At 67.3% G+C, this 17,717-nt stretch carries 21 protein-coding genes; 12 read left to right on the top strand and 9 right to left on the bottom strand.

Translation table 11 applies throughout. The annotated features are described in order from the left end of the window. Positions 1-453, bottom strand: coding sequence for a hypothetical protein (locus CPH63_RS22300; RefSeq protein ID WP_157749514.1), 453 nt, complete (start codon positions 451-453; stop codon positions 1-3). Here CPH63_RS22300 and CPH63_RS12625 point away from each other — a divergent pair. After that, positions 452-1,411 carry a diacylglycerol kinase family protein gene (locus CPH63_RS12625; RefSeq protein WP_157749513.1) on the top strand — a complete coding sequence of 320 codons (960 nt, stop codon included), beginning with the start codon at positions 452-454 and terminating at the stop codon, positions 1,409-1,411. The two genes, CPH63_RS22300 and CPH63_RS12625, sit on opposite strands and share 2 nt — an antisense overlap. 325 nt (positions 1,412-1,736) lie before the next feature. Next, positions 1,737-1,988 carry a WhiB family transcriptional regulator gene (locus tag CPH63_RS12620; RefSeq protein ID WP_091358813.1) on the top strand — a complete coding sequence of 84 codons (252 nt, stop codon included), beginning with the start codon at positions 1,737-1,739 and terminating at the stop codon, positions 1,986-1,988. 46 nt (positions 1,989-2,034) lie between these two features. Here CPH63_RS12620 and CPH63_RS12615 read toward each other — a convergent pair whose 3' ends face one another. From CPH63_RS12615 to CPH63_RS12605, 3 genes are read right to left on the bottom strand one after another with little or no spacing between them, the layout of a single operon-like run. Next, positions 2,035-3,537: a sensor histidine kinase gene (locus tag CPH63_RS12615; RefSeq protein ID WP_096303274.1), complete on the bottom strand. Its 1,503-nt coding sequence runs from the start codon at positions 3,535-3,537 to the stop codon at positions 2,035-2,037. 16 nt (positions 3,538-3,553) lie between these two features. Beyond that, on the bottom strand, positions 3,554-3,835 hold the full coding sequence (gene rsrA, locus CPH63_RS12610; protein ID WP_091358818.1) for a mycothiol system anti-sigma-R factor: 282 nt from the start codon (positions 3,833-3,835) through the stop codon (positions 3,554-3,556). Between the two features lie 8 nt (positions 3,836-3,843). Next, a complete protein-coding gene (locus tag CPH63_RS12605; RefSeq protein WP_371364944.1) occupies positions 3,844-4,695 on the bottom strand; it encodes a sigma-70 family RNA polymerase sigma factor in 852 nt (283 codons plus the stop codon). A 143-nt stretch (positions 4,696-4,838) separates the two neighbouring features. Between CPH63_RS12605 and ybaK the strand changes: the two genes are divergently transcribed. Continuing rightward, positions 4,839-5,315, top strand: coding sequence for a Cys-tRNA(Pro) deacylase (gene ybaK, locus CPH63_RS12600; RefSeq protein ID WP_096303273.1), 477 nt, complete (start codon positions 4,839-4,841; stop codon positions 5,313-5,315). A gap of 25 nt (positions 5,316-5,340) precedes the next feature. Here ybaK and CPH63_RS12595 read toward each other — a convergent pair whose 3' ends face one another. Further along, positions 5,341-5,967: an alpha/beta family hydrolase gene (locus tag CPH63_RS12595; RefSeq protein WP_157749512.1), complete on the bottom strand. Its 627-nt coding sequence runs from the start codon at positions 5,965-5,967 to the stop codon at positions 5,341-5,343. A gap of 52 nt (positions 5,968-6,019) precedes the next feature. On the opposite strand from CPH63_RS12595, the gene CPH63_RS12590 reads away from it, so the two are divergent. The 4 genes from CPH63_RS12590 to CPH63_RS12575 are packed head-to-tail and all read left to right on the top strand — an operon-like array spanning position 6,020 to position 10,078. After that, on the top strand, positions 6,020-6,781 hold the full coding sequence (locus tag CPH63_RS12590; protein ID WP_096303271.1) for an SOS response-associated peptidase: 762 nt from the start codon (positions 6,020-6,022) through the stop codon (positions 6,779-6,781). 42 nt (positions 6,782-6,823) lie between these two features. Further along, positions 6,824-8,116, top strand: coding sequence for a 3-phosphoshikimate 1-carboxyvinyltransferase (gene aroA / locus CPH63_RS12585; protein WP_096303270.1), 1,293 nt, complete (start codon positions 6,824-6,826; stop codon positions 8,114-8,116). Between the two features lie 13 nt (positions 8,117-8,129). Next, positions 8,130-9,161: a ribosome small subunit-dependent GTPase A gene (gene rsgA / locus CPH63_RS12580; RefSeq protein WP_096303269.1), complete on the top strand. Its 1,032-nt coding sequence runs from the start codon at positions 8,130-8,132 to the stop codon at positions 9,159-9,161. Positions 9,162-9,181: 20 nt separating this feature from the next. Continuing rightward, positions 9,182-10,078 (top strand): MOSC domain-containing protein, encoded by an 897-nt coding sequence (locus tag CPH63_RS12575; RefSeq protein ID WP_096303268.1) that lies wholly within the window; start codon positions 9,182-9,184, stop codon positions 10,076-10,078. Here CPH63_RS12575 and CPH63_RS12570 read toward each other — a convergent pair. Continuing rightward, positions 10,071-11,189, bottom strand: coding sequence for an aminotransferase class I/II-fold pyridoxal phosphate-dependent enzyme (locus CPH63_RS12570; RefSeq protein ID WP_096303267.1), 1,119 nt, complete (start codon positions 11,187-11,189; stop codon positions 10,071-10,073). The genes CPH63_RS12575 and CPH63_RS12570 overlap by 8 nt on opposite strands. Before the next feature lie 152 nt (positions 11,190-11,341). Between CPH63_RS12570 and hisN the strand changes: the two genes are divergently transcribed. From hisN to CPH63_RS12550, 4 genes are all read left to right on the top strand, one after another. After that, positions 11,342-12,145: a histidinol-phosphatase gene (hisN, locus tag CPH63_RS12565; RefSeq protein WP_096303266.1), complete on the top strand. Its 804-nt coding sequence runs from the start codon at positions 11,342-11,344 to the stop codon at positions 12,143-12,145. A gap of 95 nt (positions 12,146-12,240) precedes the next feature. Then, entirely contained in the window at positions 12,241-12,795 is a 555-nt protein-coding gene (locus CPH63_RS12560) for a cation:proton antiporter regulatory subunit (RefSeq protein ID WP_096303265.1), read from the top strand. Between the two features lie 2 nt (positions 12,796-12,797). Next, the gene (locus tag CPH63_RS12555; RefSeq protein WP_096303264.1) at positions 12,798-14,033 is read left to right on the top strand and encodes a cation:proton antiporter; all 1,236 of its coding nucleotides are present in this window, start codon (positions 12,798-12,800) and stop codon (positions 14,031-14,033) included. Between the two features lie 2 nt (positions 14,034-14,035). Then, on the top strand, positions 14,036-14,437 hold the full coding sequence (locus CPH63_RS12550; protein ID WP_241895638.1) for a CoA-binding protein: 402 nt from the start codon (positions 14,036-14,038) through the stop codon (positions 14,435-14,437). Between the two features lie 91 nt (positions 14,438-14,528). Here CPH63_RS12550 and CPH63_RS12545 read toward each other — a convergent pair whose 3' ends face one another. Then, on the bottom strand, positions 14,529-15,161 hold the full coding sequence (locus CPH63_RS12545; RefSeq protein ID WP_096303263.1) for an NADPH-dependent FMN reductase: 633 nt from the start codon (positions 15,159-15,161) through the stop codon (positions 14,529-14,531). Positions 15,162-15,268: 107 nt separating this feature from the next. Here CPH63_RS12545 and CPH63_RS12540 point away from each other — a divergent pair, with 107 nt between their 5' ends. Continuing rightward, positions 15,269-15,808: a YbhB/YbcL family Raf kinase inhibitor-like protein gene (locus CPH63_RS12540; RefSeq protein WP_096303262.1), complete on the top strand. Its 540-nt coding sequence runs from the start codon at positions 15,269-15,271 to the stop codon at positions 15,806-15,808. On the opposite strand, the gene CPH63_RS12535 is transcribed toward CPH63_RS12540, so the two are convergent. Next, complete coding sequence (locus tag CPH63_RS12535) at positions 15,809-16,795, bottom strand: EAL domain-containing protein (protein WP_157749511.1); 987 nt, start codon at positions 16,793-16,795, stop codon at positions 15,809-15,811. Positions 16,796-17,300: 505 nt separating this feature from the next. Next, positions 17,301-17,684, bottom strand: coding sequence for a VOC family protein (locus CPH63_RS12530; protein WP_096305120.1), 384 nt, complete (start codon positions 17,682-17,684; stop codon positions 17,301-17,303). Positions 17,685-17,717 lie beyond the last annotated feature (33 nt).

The following is a 17,717-nucleotide window of genomic DNA, read 5'->3' as shown; positions in this document are numbered from 1 at the left end:
TTACATCTCCCGGTCGAGCGCCTCGCGGGCCGGTGGGGTGAAGAGCAGGTACAGGATGCCGAGCGCACTCAGCAGTATCGGTGCGCCGTAACCGATGCGCCCGCTCTGGAAGGCGAGGCTGTAGGCAACCGGAAGCGCAAGCAGCTCCAGCACCACGATCGGCGTGCGAGCCGCCGGGCGCAGCCGCATCAGCCCGCGCGCGCAGCCGACCAGAACCAGAGCGGTCAGCACCGCCATCGCAGCACCGAAGAGCGAACGACCGATGCTGTCCGGGTCGCCGACGACGGTCTTCACAACCAGCACCGCGGCTGCCACGACCAGGCCCAACGCCTGCAGCAGCAGTACCGCGGCGGCCAACCGCAGCGCATTGGGCACCTCTCCGGCGGCGGCGCCACCCGGGTCGACTGAAACGTCGATGTCCGGTTCGGGATCGGTCGGGACGGGCTCGCTCATGATGACCGAGCCTACCCAGGCGGGTACGCTGCCCAACGTGCGCGTGCTGGTGATTGTTAACCCGCGGGCAACCGGCACCTCCAACCTGGTCCGCGATGTCCTGGCCCACGCAATCGGCAACAGCGCCGAGGTTGAGATCGAGCAGACGGCCAACCGCGGACACGCCGCCGCGCTAGCCTGCCGGGCGATGCGCGACCGGGTCGACGCGGTCGTCGGGCTGGGCGGCGACGGGACGATAAATGAGATCGTCAACGGCCTGCTCACTGACGGCGTCCATGAGGATGTACCCGCACTGGGGGTCGTGCCCGCCGGCTCGACGAACGTCTTCGCTCGCGCGCTCGGAATCCCGAACGATCCCGTCGAGGCGACCGGCGCGTTGCTGGAGGCCATGCGGACGCAGTCGCGCCGCAGCATCAGCCTGGGGCGCATCGACAGCCGCTGGTTCATCTTCGCCGCCGGAATCGGGTTCGACGCGGCGATCGTGGAGGGTGTGGAGCGCAACCGCCGCCGCGGTAAACGCTCCACCCACTCCCTCTACGCGCGGGTGGCGCTGCGAGAGTTCTTCGGCTCCGACCGACGTCATCCGAAGTTGAGTGTCGAACTCGCTGACGGCTCAACGATCGAGGGACTGCACAACGCGATCATCACCAACGCCGACCCGTGGACCTTCGCCGGCAACCGGCCGCTACGCCCAACCCCCAAAACCACCTTCGACACCGGTCTCGGCCTCTACGCGCGCACCAGCATGAACTCGCTGAGCGTGCTCCACGGTGTGGCCCAGATGGCCCGTGCGAACCCTCGGCAGGTTCGCTGGGGCGCCGTGACGCGCAACGACGTGAGCGCCATGGTGCTGCGGGCCAGCGAGCCCATGCCGGTACAGGTGGACGGCGACCTACTCGAGCCTCGCGAGCTGATCAGCGTCTGGTCCGTTCCGCGGGCCGTCTCGGTGCTTATCTGACTCGCAGGTCGATCGATTCAGACGGTCACCGGCACCTAAGCGACCAACTCGCTTCGTTGAACTTTGGCGGCATATGTCCGTTTAATTCCTAAGAGCAGCAACGGGATCTGGCGAGTTTCTGACAAATACCCTTGCCGATCGTCCAAATTTCCGTAACGCTTAGTACGGGTCGTGAAGCGCTTACGGTGTGTATCCGGCGCCTCAACGTGACATCGCCCGCAGCGAACGGCGAAACGCTTGCCGCTGACCCGAGCTCGTGAAAGAATTCACAAGCACGGCAGAGGAAACTCATCATCCTCGCCGGCTACCTGAGGAGCGTAATTTCATGGACTGGCGTCACCGCGCGATCTGCCGTGACGAAGACCCCGAGCTGTTCTTCCCGATTGGGAATACCGGGCCGGCGTTACTTCAAATCGAGCAGGCCAAGACCGTCTGCCGCCGCTGCCCGGTGACCCAGGATTGCCTGGCCTGGGCACTTGAGAGCGGGCAGGATGCAGGAATTTGGGGCGCCCTTTCGGAGGACGAACGTCGCGCATTGAAACGGCGAAATGCCCGAGCTCGCGCTCGGATGGCCTGACAAGTAGCAGAACGCATCGCAACCAGCTAGCCGGACCCGGCGGGATTCACCGCCGGTCCGGCTGCAGGTTCGCCGTAACCCGCACCTCAGTCCCGCGCAGCCCGTCCGAACGCGGATGGATCTCGAAGGTGCCACCCAGCTCCGCTGAGACCAGGGTCTGGACTATCTGAAGCCCCAGGCGATCGCTCCCGTCGGCGGTGAATCCGTCGGGCAGCCCGACGCCGTCGTCAATCACCATCACCACGAGCATTCCGCCTCGGCGGGCTGCCTGGACCACGATTGCCCCCGACTCGGTGTCGGTGAAGGCATGTTCGGTCGCATTCTGGATGAGTTCGGTGAGCACCAGTACCAACGAGGTGGCGATCTCGGCAGCGATCGCGCCGAAGGATCCATCGCGGGAGAGCCGAATCCGCTCCCCCGCGCCGGTTACATCGCTGAGCATCACCAGCAACCGATCGACGATGTCGTCGAAGGGAACCGACTCGTCCAGCGACACCGAGAGTGTCTCGTGTACCAAGGCGATCGAGGCGATCCGACGCATCGACTCCTGCAGCGCCAGCCGCGCCTCCGGAGCGACCACCCGGCGCGCCTGCAGCCGCAGCAGGGCAGCCACCGTCTGCAGATTGTTCTTGACCCGGTGGTGAATCTCGCGGATGGTCGCGTCCTTGCTCAGTAGCGCGAGATCGCGGCGGCGCAGTTCGGTGTTGTCCTGCAGCAGTACCAGTGCACCGAGCGGCTCCCCGGCCGGGCGCAGTGGGAGCGCCCGGAAGAGCACGGTCGCCCCGCCGCCGTCCAGCTCGACGTGAGTTGGGCTCCCCCCGGCAAGTGCCGCATCGACCGCCGCGGCGAGATCACCGGCGTCAAAGGGGTCATTGGCGATCGAGCTGGCCAGCGCTCCGATCGGTTCGCCCAGCACGTTGCCGCCGATCCCCAGGCGACGCAGGGCCGAGATGGCGTTGGGGCTCGCGTAGATGATCGTCGAATCGCGTTCTACCCGGATCAGCCCGTCGCCGGCCCGCGGGCCGCTCGCCTGCTCCGGACCGCTGTCGTCGCCCGGGAAGGTTCCGTCGGCGACCATGATCGCGAGATCGGCGGCGCTCTGCAGATAGACCAGTTCCAGTTGGCTCGGGCTCCGCACACTGGCGAGATTGCTGTCTCGACCGAGCACGGCAACCACGTCGCTACCTACCCGAATCGGGATGGCCTCCCGGCGGATCGGAAGGTCACCGTCCCAGTCCGGATCACCCTCCCGGAAGATTCGCCCCTCAGCAAAGGCCACCTGCAGCGGCATCGCTCGCGCGCCGGTGATGGTCGACCCCACTTCGTCATGCAGGTAGGCCGTCTGGCCGGTGGTGGGACGGCACTGGGCCACGCAGAGGAATGCCGCTGGACGCCCGTCGGAGTCGACATCGATCGGCAGCCACAGCAGCAGATCGGCGAAGGAGAGGTCGGCCAGCAACTGCCACTGGCCGACGAGACGCTGCACGTGCAGGGTCTGCTCAACGGAGAGCGAACTGCGCTGGGCAAGCAGGTCCCCCAGAGCTGCCATCGGTCAGCTCGCGCCCCTACTCGGGCAGGTATTCGCTGTGGGCGATCTCCACCGAGATCTCGGTGATCCGGACCCGAATCCGGTTACGTAGGCCCGACGGCGCAACGTCCGCCCCGCAGCAACGGGCGATGAGCGACTTGACGTCCTGCTCGATTCCGAACTGGCGAAGGCAGGGCCCGCAATCGTCAAGATGGTCGCGAATCCGGTTGCGCATGGCGGCGTCGGACTCGTCGTCGAGATAGAGGAAGACGTCCTTGATCACGTCGTCGCAGTTGATCCCACCGGGACCGAATCCCATCGGCGCGCTCATGAGGCGTCCACGGAGATGAGGCCGCGGTCGCGGGCGTAGTCGGCCAGCAGAACCTGCAGTTGCCGGCGCCCACGGTGCAGACGCGACATCACCGTGCCGATCGGCGTGTCCATGATCTCGGCGATCTCCTTGTAAGCGAAACCCTCGACGTCGGCTAAAAATACCGCCAGCCGGAAGTCCTCGGGAAGGGCCTGGAGCGCCTCTTTCACGTCACTGTCCGGGAGGTGATCCAGCGCCTCCATCTCGGCCGAGCGCAGACCCGTCGACATGTGCGACTCGGCCCGGGCCAACTGCCAGTCCTCGACGCTGTCGCTGTTCGACTGCAGGGGCTGGCGCTGCTTCTTGCGGTACGTGTTGATGAACGTGTTCGTGAGGATGCGGTACAGCCACGCCTTGAGGTTCGTTCCCTCGGTGAACTGATGGAACGCCGAGAACGCCCGGACGAAGGTCTCCTGAACCAGATCCTCGGCATCGGTGGGGTTGCGCGTCATCCGCATGGCCGCCGCGTAAAGCTGATCAAGGAACGGCAGCGCGTCACGCTCAAAGCGCGCCCTACGCTCTTCTACCGTCTCCTCGCGCACTATCGACCTCTCCTCTGGCTGGTCGTGAATGACCTGCCCTAGCGAGGATACGTGCGCGCCCTCGACTCTCCTATCAGCACCCACCACCGGCTGCTCCTGAAGCGAGGCTGCCGGCGACGGTGGACGGTGGGCCAGCGATCCGAGCGCCGCGATACCGGCACTCGCCGCGAGAGACTGCTCCGCCACTTCGACCGCGGCCCGCGAGGCAGCCCGCGCATCGACTGGGGCGAACTCCGTAGTCGGAGTGCGCCTGCTCGTCACCACCATTGCCGCCATTGGGCCTGCCTCTTCCCTCGATCTGGGTCATTCCTGCTCTGTGAGGGTGAAACGTCAGAGACACGGCGACTGATTCCCGCAGCCACGCCTGGATTCCGAGGTGGGCGCCGACCGTCTGCGTAGCATCGTGCGACGTGGCCACCGGAACTCCCGCGACAGCACTGCTGACGAAGCTGAAGATCGCGCACACCCTGCATCCGTACACCCACGATCCGCGGGCCGAAGCCTTCGGCGACGAGGCGGCCGACGCGCTCGGCGTCCCCGCGACCCAGATCTTCAAGACGCTGATCGCCAACGTGGACCAGAGACTGGTCTGCGGCGTGGTGCCGGTGGCCGGTCGGCTGGATCTGAAGCAACTGGCGGCCGCGGTCGGCGGTAAGCGGGCGCAGATGGCCGACCCGGCGGCCGCCGCCCGGGCCACCGGTTACGTCGTCGGAGGCATCTCGCCGATCGGGCAGAAGGGTCGCATCGACGTAGTCATCGACGCCTCGGCTCAGGAGTTGGCGACCATCTACGTCTCCGCCGGCAAACGAGGGCTGCAGGTCGAACTGACCCCGGCTGATCTCATCGCGGTGACCCAGGCCCGGGTCGCCGCCATCTCGGCGAGCTGACCGAACACCTCCCCGGCGCGCTCGATCAGGTAGCCAGCTCGAGGGCCTGCAGGAATTCGATGACACCGCTCGCGATGGTGGCCGCGTCCCGCTTCAGTGAGTGATCCGCTCCTTCGATCACCAGCACCGCGCGAGGCGCCCCGCCGCTCAGGCGGGGCGGGGGCTGGCCGAAGGCGTCGCGGTCACCCTGCACGACCAGTGTCGGCACGGTGACCCCGTCCAGCTCGTCGAGACGTGTCTTCTCCGGCCTCCCCGGCGGATGCAGCGGAAAGGCGAGCGCGACGACAGCGTCGGCGAGCCCGGCTGACGTCCGGCAGGCGACTCGCGCCCCACTAGAACGTCCGGAGAAGACCAGCGGCAGGGCGCTCAGTCCGCGGCGCCGTCGCACCGCGGACACCACCTCCAGCCATGCGGAGTCCAGGCGGGGAGCCGGAACCGGCGCGCGTTTACCCGCGACCCGGTAAGGCTGAGTCACTCGGGCCACCACCACCCCGTGGGCCAGCAGCGCCCGGGTCACCACCAGGATGTCGGGCGCTTCGACCCCGCCACCGGCGCCGTGCCCGATGAAGGCGATCGACCGCGCATCGCCGACCGGCCGCTTAAGATCGACCCACGCCTCGCCCTGGGTCGTCGACGCCACTGTTCTAGCCATGGTCTACAGGCTAGAGCCAACGTCAGACGTGAAGTTCCGTAGCCTGGATGGCATGTGTGGTCGCTACGTGAGTGTTGCCGCCGACTCCGACCTGATGCTCGAGTTCGAGGTCCAGGAGCCGCCCGACGACGATCTGGCTCCGTCCTGGAACGTCGCTCCGACCGATCCGGTTCGCATCGTCGTGCAGCGCCGACCGCGGCCCGCCTCAGAAGCCGATCCGGACGGCGCTCAGGCCCGGGCGGTGCGTCAGCTGCAGACCGCGCGCTGGGGCCTGGTGCCGAGCTGGTCGCGTGACCGCAGAGGCGGGGCCAGGATGATCAACGCCCGCATCGAGACGGTCACGCAGAAGTCGGCCTTCAAAGCGGCCGCCGCCAAACGGCGCTGCCTGGTTCCGGCGCTGGGGTACTACGAGTGGCAGAAGAACGGCGCCGCGAAGATCCCGCATTTCCTGCACGATCCTGATGGGCACCTGCTGGCGATGGCCGGGCTCTACGAATTCTGGCGGGACGCGTCGCTGGCCGATGACGACCCCGACCGCTGGCTGGTGACGTGCACGATCATCACGCAGGAAGCGACCGATCTGCTCGGCGAGATTCACGACCGCAACCCGGTCATCGTGCCACCGCATCGGCGGGCCGAATGGTTGGACTGCTCGAGCGAAGACCTAGCCGTCGCCGAACGACTGCTCGCTGAACTGCCGCCGGCTCGTCTTGAGCCCTACATCGTGTCGGCGGCGGTCGGAAACGTGAAGAACAACGGTCCGCAGCTCATCGAGCCTGTGGCATCGGCTACTCAGCCGACACTCGAGCTCTGAATTGCCGCAGACACCATTGCGGCGACTGGCAGACTGGCACGCGTGAGTACCGAGACCGCACACAGCACGCACCCCACCTGGAAGGCGCCGCACGCCGACGGGCCGGTCGATGCGCAGATCAGGCTTCCCGGATCGAAGTCGCAGACCAACCGGGCGCTCGTGATCGCCGCCCTGAGCGCAGCACCGTCGACGATCAGAGGCGGCCTGATGGCCCGCGACACCGAGCTGATGATCGACGCCCTGCGCGGGCTCGGGGTGGGAATCGACATCCACCCGGATCGCTGGCAGGTGAACCCCGGCCCCTTCGGCAGCGCGAACATCAACACCGGCCTGGCCGGCACGGTGATGCGCTTCCTTCCGCCGCTCGCCGCGCTGGCCCACGGCGTGGTGCACTTCGACGGCGACCTCTACGCGCGCGAGCGGCCGATGAGCACGCTGCTCGACGGGATGCGGATGGCTGGCATCACCGTCGACGACCAGAGCCGCGGCCGCCTCCCCTTCGCCGTCTACGGCATCGGCCACGTAGCCGGCGGACGGGTTCTCCTCGATTCCTCGGCCTCCTCGCAGTTCGTCTCCGGACTACTGCTCAGCGGTGCCCGCTACGACGCGGGTATCGAGGTGCTCCACATCGGCCACGATCCGGTTCCCTCGGCGCCGCATATCGAGATGACCCTGCAGGCGCTGCGGGCAGCCGGCGTCGACGCACGGGCCACCTCGGCCACCTCGTGGCGGGTGGCGCCGGGACGGATCCTCGCCCCGGACGTGCTCATCGAACCGGATCTCTCCAACGCAGCCCCGTTCCTGGCCGCGGCGCTGGTGACCGGGGGCCGAGTGAGCGTCCCGGACTGGCCGACCACGACCAACCAGGGCGGCGACGAACTGCGCGAACTGTTGGAGCGACTCGGCGCCGACGTCACCCTCGAGGACGGCACACTCACCGTCCAGGGCACCGGGAAAATAAGGGGGATCGATGTCGACCTCACCGCCGTCTCCGAATTGAGTACGGTCATCGCCGCGCTGGCTGCCCTGGCCGATTCGCCGTCGCACCTGACTGGGCTCGCCCATACCCGGGGCCACGAGACCGATCGGCTGGCCGCGCTGCACGCCGATCTGGCCGCCCTCGGTTGTGGGGTTCACGAACACCACGACGGACTCACGATCACCCCCAAACCGCTGCACGCCGGTCTCTGGAGGGCGCACGCCGATCACCGCATGGCCACAGCCGGCGCCCTACTCGGGCTGAGCGTGCCCGGCGTCGAGATCGACGACATCGCCTGCACCTCGAAGACGCTGCCGGACTTCGTCGGGCTCTGGACACGGTTGCTGACGCCGTGAGGATTACCGGCTGATGCCCCCCACCCGCCGACGCCCGGACGTCCGAGATCTGGACGAGGACGACGTCCGGGTACGCCCCAGTCGGGGTACCCGGCCCCGCTCCAAGCAGCGGCCGGCCCACGACGAGGCGCAGCAGGCGATGGTGCTCACGGTCGACCGTGGCCGCTATGGGGTGCTGCTGGAGAACTCCGCTCAGCAAGAGACGGTGGTCGCCATGCGGGCCCGTGAACTGGGCCGTAAGGGCATCGCCGTCGGCGATGAGGTGAGCGTGGTCGGTGACCTCTCGGGTGAGGTCGACGCGCTGGCCCGGATCGTTCGAATCGCCGAGCGCAGCACAGTACTGCGCCGCACCGCTGATGACACCGACCCCTTCGAGCGGGTGGTCGTGGCCAACGCCGACCAGATGATCATCGTCACCGCCCTGGCCGAGCCGGGACCGCGCTACGGGCTCATCGACCGCTGTGTGGTGGCTGCGCTGTCGGCCGGAATGGAGCCGATCCTCTGTCTCACCAAAGCCGATCTGGCACCGGCCGATGAGGTGCTGGCCCGTTACGAACCACTGGACGTCCCCGCGGTGATCACGCAGCGCGGCGGCGACCTGGCCCCGTTGCTGGAGCGGCTGGTCGGACATCGGTCCGTCTTCGTCGGTCACTCCGGTGTCGGCAAGTCGACGCTCATCAACGCTCTGGTGCCCGATGCGATGCGCAGTACCGGGGTCGTCAGCGCCATCGGGAAGGGGCGGCACACCTCCAGTTCGGCGATCGCGCTGCCGCTTCCGGATTCAGCCGGCTGGGTCATCGATACGCCGGGCGTCCGTTCCTTCGGCCTGGCCCACGTCGGGGTCGAGGACCTGCTCTGGGCCTTCCCGGATCTGGAAGACGGCGTGAACAAATGCCCGCCCGGTTGTGAACACCTTTCGGCCGCCGATGGCTGCTACCTCGACACCTGGGTGGCCTCCGGCGAGTCGACGCCGCAGCGGCTGGCCGCCTTCCGCCGGCTGGTCGCAACCCGGTCGGCCGCGCCGGAGATGACGCGCTCCGAGTAGGCCTTCGCTAGCCTGGGTGGGTGCCGATCGAGCTGAGTCAGATCTTCCGCTATCCGGTGAAGTCGACCCGCCGGGAGGAGTTGAGCGTCGCGCTGGTGCAGCCCTGGGGGCTGGCCGGTGACCGTCGCTGGATGCTGGTCGACGAGGCGGGCAAGGTCGTCACCGCCCGCGAGGTGCCACGGCTGCTGCTCATCACGGCGCGGGAGAACGGCAGCGGGCTGCGCTTCAACGCTCCCGAGATGGACGATCTCGAGGTCGCGATTCCAGCCGGTGTCCGGCTGCCCGTGCAGATCTGGCGAAGCGAAGTCGTTGCCACCAGCGCCGCTGACTCCGCGCACGCCTGGCTCAGCTCATTCCTCGGCCGCCGGGTGCGCTTGGTGTATCTGGACGATCCGACCCGTCGCTCCCCCAATCCCCTCTTCAGCGACAGCGCCGACCGGGTCTCCTTTGCCGACGGCTACCCGCTGCTGCTGGCCAGCGAGGAGTCACTGGCGCAGCTGAACGAGTGGATCGCCGACGGCCCGCGCAGCGACGAGGGCCCGGTGCCGATCACTCGCTTCCGTCCCAACGTGGTGGTGCGTGGGGGCGAACCGTTCGTCGAGGATCAGTGGAGGCACATCCGGATCGGTTCCTCGACCTTCCGGGCAGTGAAGGCCTGCGATCGCTGCGTGCTGACCACGATCAACCCCGAGACCGCCGAGAAGGGGAAGGAGCCGATCACCACACTGGCCAGTCGGCGGCGCTGGGATGGCGCGACCTGGTTTGGCGTCAACCTCATTCCCGATCTCTCGGTGGCCGAGTTCAGCGATCAGACCGCCGACAGTGCACAGTCTCAGATCCGCGTCGGCGACCCGGTCGAGGTACTGCAGATGAGCGACGTGGCCGAACCGCTGCGTGAGCCGGAGGCGGTTAGCTGATCGCCGGCTGCCGCCCCAGCCACTCCTGCAGCAGAGATGTCGCCGTCGCTATCTCGCCGGCGTCCCCGGCGAAGCACATCCGGATGAAGCGCCCACCGTCGACGGGATCGAAGTCGATCCCCGAGGCCACCGCCACTCCGGTCTCGGCCAGCAGTCGGGCGCCGAAGGCCAGCGAGTCGGCGGTCCAGCGGGAGACGTCGGCGTAGATGTAGAACGCGCCATCGGCTGGGGCCAGCCGATCCAACCCGCAGTGGGGGAGACGGCCCAGCATGAAATCGCGATTCGCCCGGTACCGCGCCACGTTGTCATCGAGCTCGGAGTAGGCATCGAAGGCTCCCAGGGCCGCGTGCTGCGACAGCGTCGGCGGACAGAGGGCAAAGTTGCCGGCCAACCGGTCGACTGAATCGACGAGCTCCTCGGGCAGCAGCAGCCAGCCCAGTCGCCACCCGGTCATCGAGAAGTACTTGGAGAAGGAGCCGACACAGATGGCCGACCGGCCAAGGCCCCAGGCCGTCGTCGCCGGATCTCCGTAGGTGATGCCGTGATAGATCTCGTCGCTGATCAGCCGGACGCCCGCCTGCTCACACCACTCGGCGATCTCCCGCAGCGCATCGGCCGCGAGCATCGTGCCGGTCGGATTGGCCGGGCTCGCCAGCACCAGGCCGGCCGGCACCGGATCGAGTGCCCGAAGCTGCTCAATCGTCGGCTGAAAGCCGGCTTCGGCCGCACAAGGCAGTTCGACCACCTGACAACCCAATGAATAGAGCAGATTCCGGTAGGCCGGGTAGCCCGGACGAGTGACCACGACGCTATCCCCGGCGTCGAAGGCGGCGAGGAAGGACAGCAGGAAGCCCCCCGAGGATCCCGTCGTGAGCGCGACCTGACTGCTGGCGACGTCGACGCCATAGGTACGTCGATAGTGCTCGCAGATCGCCTCACGCAGCTGCGGTAAGCCGAGGGCGGGGGTGTAGCCGATGCGGTCGGAGTGCAGGGCACGGTGCGCCGCGGCGAGCACCGACGCGGGTGCCGGGGTGAGCGGTTGTCCGACCGAGAGGTCGTAGACGGCCAGACCGGCGGCGCGGCGTGCCGCGGCCAGTTCCATGGTCCGCATGACGTGGAACGGCTCGACCGCACCCCGCTGAGATACGCCCCGCTGAGATAGGCCCGGCTGCGATAGGCCCGGAGGTGAGGCGCCGTCGGTGCCAACTGGTGGCTGAATGCCTGCCGTATCGACGTTCACGTCCACGACGGTAGCCTGCCCACATGGTCCAACCACACCCCTACGGCGCGGATCTAGCGCCCGATCTGGAACTGGCGCTCAGGCTGGCCGATGCCGCCGACACCCACTCGATGCGGCGCTTCGGTGCCCTGGACCTGGCCGTCGAGACGAAGCCCGATCTGACGCCGGTCAGTGACGCCGACCGTGCCGTAGAGACCCAGCTGAGGGCGCTCATCAACGAAGAGCGGCCAGACGATGCCGTGTCGGGCGAGGAGTTCGGATCGATCGGCAACTCCGCCCGGCGCTGGGTCATCGACCCGATCGACGGCACCAAGAACTACGTGCGCGGCGTGCCGGTCTGGGCCACCCTCATCTCGCTGATGGACGGCGATGAGGCGGTGGTCGGCGTGGTGTCCGCCCCGGCATTGGCCCGGCGTTGGTGGGCGGCCAAGGGCGCCGGCGCCTGGATGACCGCGCTCGGTGCCGAGCCCCGGCGGCTGGCCGTCTCCAAGGTGGCTGACCTCGCCGACGCCAGCCTCTCGTATGCCTCGCTCGGTGGATGGGCCGAACTGGATCGCCGCGCGGCTTTCGTGGAGCTCACCGATGTCGTCTGGCGCACCCGCGGATACGGCGATTTCTGGTCGTACATGCTGGTGGCCGAGGGCGCGGTGGACCTCGCGGCTGAGCCTGAACTGTCGCTGTGGGATATGGCCGCTCTCGCTCCGATCGTGACCGAGGCCGGCGGCCGCTTCACCGGATTGAACGGACGCGATGGTGTGCTGCACGGCAACGCCGCGGCCAGTAATGGCCTTCTGCACGAGGCGCTGCTGGCTCGGCTGGGCGAGTAATGGACGAGCAATCGGCGAGCGCTGTGCGCTTGACCGGCGCTTGATCAACCCCTGAGCAACCCGGCCGATTGCCGCATTTCTGTAAGCTTCTTCAGATGAACGTGGAGATCAGCAGCCGGGTGCTCCCGGGCATCGGTGTGTGCCAGGAGATCGAGCTCCGGGACGAGCACCGCATCGGCATCGTCACCCGCCGCACCGGTCTGCGTGACCTGGTCATCTACGACGAGGACGGCGACGGCTCGGCGCTCAGCATCGCGCTGACCGACGATGAGGCGAATGCGGTGGCCGAGATTCTCGGCGCCCCGCAACTTACCTCGCGGCTGGCCGCCCTTCAGATGCAGGCGGAGGGTCTGATCGTCGAGCAACTGCCGATCCCCCACGACTCGCCGTACGCCCGCCGGCCGTTGGGCGACACGCAGGTGCGCACCCTCACCGGGGCGTCGATCGTGGCGGTGCTGCGCCGCAGCGCCGCCATCCCGTCGCCCACGCCCGATTTCGTGCTGATGCCCGGCGACCTGGTGGTGACCGTCGGCACCCAGGACGCGGTGGATCAGGTCGCCCACATCCTGGCCGGAACGCTGAATCCGGCGACCAATCCGGCGACCAATCCGGCGCCGCCCCCAGGCACCGATCACCGACCGAGCGGCTGATCATGCTTTCGGCGGCCGAGCACTCACCGACGTCCCATGCTGCGGTCCTGCTCATCGAACTCGGCGCCGTGCTCTTCAGCCTCGGCGTTCTCGGACGCGTCGCCCGCCGCCTCAAGATCCCGGTTATCCCGCTCTATCTGCTCGCCGGCCTCTGTTTCGGGCAGGGCGGCTTCATCTCGCTCACCGCCAGCCACGACTTCTTTCAGACCGCGTCCGAGATCGGGGTCATTCTCCTGCTGGTGATGCTCGGGTTGGAGTATTCGGCCGACGAGCTGCGCAGCAGCCTGCGTACGCAGTACCCGATCGGCGCACTGGATGCGGCGCTGAACGCGCTGCCCGGCGCCGGACTCGCCCTCATCGCCGGGTGGGGTCCGATCGCCGCGGTGACCCTGGCCGGCGTCACCTGGGTCTCCTCTTCGGGCGTGATCGCCAAGATGCTCGGTGACTCCGGGCGCCTGGGAAACCGGGAAACACCGGCAATTCTTGGGGTCCTGGTGATGGAAGACCTGGCGATGGCGCTCTTCCTGCCGCTGCTCACCGCGCTGCTGGCCGGCGGTGGCGCGAGCAAGATCGTCATCGCCGTCAGCGTAGCCACCGTCACCGTGACGATCGTGCTGATCCTGGCCACCCGGTACGGCGACCAGGTCACCAAGCTCGTCTCGGCCGACGACAAGGAGTCGCTGCTGCTCGGCGTGCTCGGGCTTACTTTGCTCGTCGCCGGTATCGCCGACGCACTGAAGGTCTCGGCCGCCGTAGGCGCGTTTCTCGTCGGCATCGCAGTCTCCGGCACAGTGGCCCACACGGCAATCGAGGTGCTGGGGCCGCTGCGCGACGTCTTCGCCGCGGCATTCTTCGTCTTCTTCGGCCTATCGACCGCGCCCGGCACACTTCTTCCGGTCCTGCCGCTGGCCGTGGCTCTGCTCGTGGTCACCTCGGTGACGAAGCTCGGCACCGGTTACGTCGCGGCGCGGCGGGCGCGGATCAAGCGACGCGGACGGTGGCGGGCGGCGGTCACGCTGATCCCGCGCGGCGAGTTCTCCGTCGTCATCGCGACGCTTGCCGTCGGAGCCGGGATCGAGCCGAAGGTGGGACCCTTGACTGCGTGTTATGTGCTGCTGACGATCATCCTCGGCGCCGCCGTCAACAAGCTTCCGGACCGATTGAAGGCTGAAAGACCACCACGCCGGCCGCCACCAGAGCTGCTGGTCGGATCTCATGCGACCACCCAGGGGAATTGACAATGACCGAGATGAACACCTCCATCGCCGAGATTCTCGGGTCGTTCGCCACCATCACCGTGGTCGGCGCGAGTGCCGACCCGGCCAAGGCGGCGCATTACGTTCCGGCTCACATGCAGCGTCATGGGTGGCGAATCCTGCCCGTCAATCCGCGACGACCGGAGATCTTCGGCACCACCGCGTACGCCAGCCTGGACGAGGTGGAGGAGCCGGTCGAGTTCGTCAACGTCTTCCGCCCGTCCGCCCAGACGCCGGATGTGGTGCGGCAGGCAGTGGCAATCGGCGCGAAGGCAGTGTGGCTGCAGCTGGATATCTACTCGGCCGAGGCTCGCGAGATCGCCCATTCGGCCGGACTGATCTACGTGGAGGATCGCTGCCTGCTCGTCGAGCAGCGCCGCCTATGACTCGAGGCACCAGAAAATTAGCCTAGGACTCGAGGCACCAAAAACCAGCCTAGGACTCGAGGCACCAGAAAATTAGCCTAGGACGCAGCCACTACCGCCCGGCGGCGCGCCACCGGGCGAAGTCCATCACCTGGCCGGCCACGATCTTCAGTGCCTGCGCCACCTGCTCCAACGGTTGACCGGCATCATCGAAGATCGGCTCCACCGAGTTCAGCGTCGCGGCGAAGGGCGTCGGCCACCCACGCAGCGCGTGGACCGTCGAACGAAGCGACACCAGGGTCGTCCCCCCGGCCTGCCAGCCGGCAGCTGTGACGATGAGCCCCACGGCCCGACCGTCCAGGTACGGCGCGTCGCCGCCGCGCAGCCCCTCCAGATGATCGAGGGCGTTCTTCAGCAGGCCCGACATCCCACCGTGATAGCCGGGGGTGGCGACGATGATCCCGCGGGCGCGGGCCACGGTGTCGGTGAAGTCGCTCTCCTGCGGCAGTTCAGCCGTGCCGTAGATCGGGAGTGCACCCAGCGCGGCACCGGTGAAGAGGCTGATCCGTGCCCCCTGCCGCTCGGCCTGCTCGAGTGCGAAGTGCAGGAGGCGGTCCGTACTCGACCCGGGGCGGTTGGACCCACCGATGCCCACGATGAGAGGTCTCGAGTCAGTGGGGTCAGCAGTATCTTCGATGTTGCCAATGCTGTCGATGGATTCGGTGCTGTCGATGGAATTAGCCATTGCGTGTGAGTCACGTCCGTTGCTGGTCAGGGGCGGTCGGCCGCAGTCGTCAACCAGGGGTGAATAGAGTTTATGTTCAGGTCCGGAATCGCTACCAAGGAGAGTCCATGAGCCTCGACCGCGCCGTCACACCCAACCCCTACGACTACCTTCCCGCTGTCCCCACTTTCCAGCTGACCAGCAGCGACATCAGCGAAAGTGAGCCGATCGGGGCGAAGTTTCTCTACCCCGGCACCGCGGAGGGTGCGCAGAATCTATCGCCCCAGCTGAGCTGGTCCGGGTTTCCGGAGGGCACGCGCAGCTTCGCGGTGACCTGCTTCGACCCGGACGCGCCGACACCGTCGGGCTTCTGGCACTGGGCGGTGGCCAACCTGCCGGTCGAGGTCACCGAACTGGCCACCGGCGCCGGGTCAAATCTGCCGGACCTCGGCGCGGCAATCTCGCTGCGCACCGATTGGGGAACGAAGGAGTACGGGGGCCCGCAGCCACCGGAGGGCGACCGGGATCATCGCTATTACTTCGTGGTGCACGCCGTTGATACGGACGCGCTGGAGATCGACTCCGACGTCTCGCCCGCCGTGCTTTCGTTCAATCTGGCCTATCACACGCTGGCCCGGGCGCAGCTGCTGGCAACCTACGGACGTTAGCTACCAGTCACCGAACGGAAGTGACGGATCGATCAGCCGTCCCGAGGCGAGCAGCGGACGCAACGACTGAGCCGAGGCCGCCGCGCTGAGCAGGTGCCCCTGCGCGCGCCAGCAGCCTGCCTTCAACAGCGCTCGGGCCACGGCTGCCGTCTCGACGCCCTCGGCGACCACTTCGAGGTCGAGTTCGCGTCCGAGCAGCACAATCGCATCGACGATGGCGTGGTTGAAGGGGTGGGAGTCGAGATCGGTGATGAAACTGCGGTCGATCTTGAGGATGTCCAGTGGGGTGTCTTTGATGCGGCTCAACGAGTTGTGCCCGGTGCCGACGTCGTCGAGTGCGAGCTTCACTCCGAGCGCGCGGATCCGCTGCAGCACGTCGCGATTAGCGCCGTCGTCAGTGGAGTTCACGCCGTCGAAGCGGCCCTGATCAGCGAGCGCCACATGTTCGGTCAGCTCGATGCAGAGCAACTCGGCGCGCACATCCCCCTGCCGCAGCCGCTTCTCGATACGGTCCACGAACTGGTCGGTGAGCTGCAGTGCCGATACGTTCACCCGCACCGGCCAGGCAAAGGTCGGCAGGTCGGCCACCCACTGGGCGAGTTGGTCACAGGCCGCATCGAAGACCCAGTCACCGAGGACCGGCATCAGCCCGCTCTCCTCGGCCAGTGCGATCACCTCGTCACGCCCCTGGCCCCGCACGGTGGGCTCGTCCCAGCGCAGCAGCGCCTCCAAGCCGAGCAACTCCCCCGAGACCAGATTCAGCTCCGGTTGGAACTCCAGGTGCATCTGTTCGTCGGCGACGGCGTCGGCAATCGCCTGTCGCAGCACATCGACGCTCGGAGCCGCCGCCCGACCCTCGGATCCGTTCGCCGTCGACCCGGTCCGACCCCTGGCCGAAGTGAAGGTGAGTTCGCTGCTGGTCTGGATCACCAGTTCGACCAGGGTAACTTCGCGTTCGGTCCACGTTGCGTCTCGGCGGCTCAGCACAACCGCTCCGCGCGCGCACCCCACTGACAAGATGTGGAGCGCCGAATCGCCACCCCCGACGATTTCGGTGCCCGTTCCGGTCGCTGATCGTTCCGCGGCGAGCAGGCAGTCGTGAAGGACGGTGTACACCGAAGTAACACCGATCTCCGGCCCATCGGCAAATAATTCACCGTGCCCGCGCATTTTCAACATGCCACCAGAGGCACCGGCCGCGGTTACGAGAGATTCAATGAAGGCCACTGCGACACGAGCGACCGCAGGTGCCAACTCCGACGGAGCCTTCATCACGCTGCAACTCGTAGGCACCGGGGGCAACCTTTCGACAGGGCCGTCGGGGTGATATTCGAAATGTCGAGACCAATCCTGCGAGAGTTGCGAATTCAACCAAACTCGCCGCGAAGAGCAATTACCCTCGGTTGGATTATGCACCACACGAATACCGAAAGCGCCCAGCCACGAAACAATTAGTTACTACTTCCTGCAGTTCAGCAACTACAGGCAGCGATCACTGCGCTTCGCTCACCGGCGCCGCCCAACCGGGTCGAGGGATCAGACAGAACGGATGTCCGGCCGGGTCGGCGAAGACCCACTCGCCGTTGAGTCGCCGCGCGCCCAACAGCTCGACCAGCTCCGCCGCGGTGGCGAGATCGTCGACCATCACGTCGAGATGAAACTGCTGAGGCACTTGTGGATCCGGCCAGGTGGGCGCCACCAGATCTGGGGCCAACTGAAACGCCAGCCCCGAGCTCGTGTCGTCGTGTGCGACGACCACGAACTCGTCGTCGGCATAGGTGATCGGCTGCCCGAGCAGTGCGCTGTAGAAGGCCGCCAGCGCAGGCGGATCCGGGCAGTCGATGATCGTGTGATGCAGCCGTCCGATCCTGGGCACCCCACGAGTATCCGCCGCCCTACTGCGCGCCGG

The organism is Jatrophihabitans sp. GAS493 (assembly GCF_900230215.1).
Classification (GTDB): domain Bacteria; phylum Actinomycetota; class Actinomycetes; order Mycobacteriales; family Jatrophihabitantaceae; genus MT45.
This window is presented reverse-complemented; position numbering and strand designations above follow the sequence as displayed.

Excerpts from the sequence above, each read along its gene's own strand:
- CPH63_RS12560 (WP_096303265.1), top strand. The coding sequence starts at position 12,241 with ATGAACGTGGAGATCAGCAGCCGGGTGCTCCCGGGCATCGGTGTGTGC.
- CPH63_RS12545 (WP_096303263.1), bottom strand. The coding sequence starts at position 15,161 with ATGGCTAATTCCATCGACAGCACCGAATCCATCGACAGCATTGGCAAC.
- CPH63_RS12550 (WP_241895638.1), top strand. The coding sequence starts at position 14,036 with ATGACCGAGATGAACACCTCCATCGCCGAGATTCTCGGGTCGTTCGCC.
- CPH63_RS22300 (WP_157749514.1), bottom strand. The coding sequence starts at position 453 with ATGAGCGAGCCCGTCCCGACCGATCCCGAACCGGACATCGACGTTTCA.
- CPH63_RS12615 (WP_096303274.1), bottom strand. The coding sequence starts at position 3,537 with ATGGCAGCTCTGGGGGACCTGCTTGCCCAGCGCAGTTCGCTCTCCGTT.
- rsrA (WP_091358818.1), bottom strand. The coding sequence starts at position 3,835 with ATGGGATTCGGTCCCGGTGGGATCAACTGCGACGACGTGATCAAGGAC.
- CPH63_RS12590 (WP_096303271.1), top strand. The coding sequence starts at position 6,020 with ATGTGTGGTCGCTACGTGAGTGTTGCCGCCGACTCCGACCTGATGCTC.
- hisN (WP_096303266.1), top strand. The coding sequence starts at position 11,342 with ATGGTCCAACCACACCCCTACGGCGCGGATCTAGCGCCCGATCTGGAA.
- CPH63_RS12540 (WP_096303262.1), top strand. The coding sequence starts at position 15,269 with ATGAGCCTCGACCGCGCCGTCACACCCAACCCCTACGACTACCTTCCC.
- rsgA (WP_096303269.1), top strand. The coding sequence starts at position 8,130 with ATGCCCCCCACCCGCCGACGCCCGGACGTCCGAGATCTGGACGAGGAC.
- CPH63_RS12625 (WP_157749513.1), top strand. The coding sequence starts at position 452 with ATGATGACCGAGCCTACCCAGGCGGGTACGCTGCCCAACGTGCGCGTG.
- CPH63_RS12555 (WP_096303264.1), top strand. The coding sequence starts at position 12,798 with ATGCTTTCGGCGGCCGAGCACTCACCGACGTCCCATGCTGCGGTCCTG.
- CPH63_RS12620 (WP_091358813.1), top strand. The coding sequence starts at position 1,737 with ATGGACTGGCGTCACCGCGCGATCTGCCGTGACGAAGACCCCGAGCTG.
- CPH63_RS12605 (WP_371364944.1), bottom strand. The coding sequence starts at position 4,695 with ATGGTGGTGACGAGCAGGCGCACTCCGACTACGGAGTTCGCCCCAGTC.
- CPH63_RS12570 (WP_096303267.1), bottom strand. The coding sequence starts at position 11,189 with ATGCGGACCATGGAACTGGCCGCGGCACGCCGCGCCGCCGGTCTGGCC.
- CPH63_RS12595 (WP_157749512.1), bottom strand. The coding sequence starts at position 5,967 with ATGGCTAGAACAGTGGCGTCGACGACCCAGGGCGAGGCGTGGGTCGAT.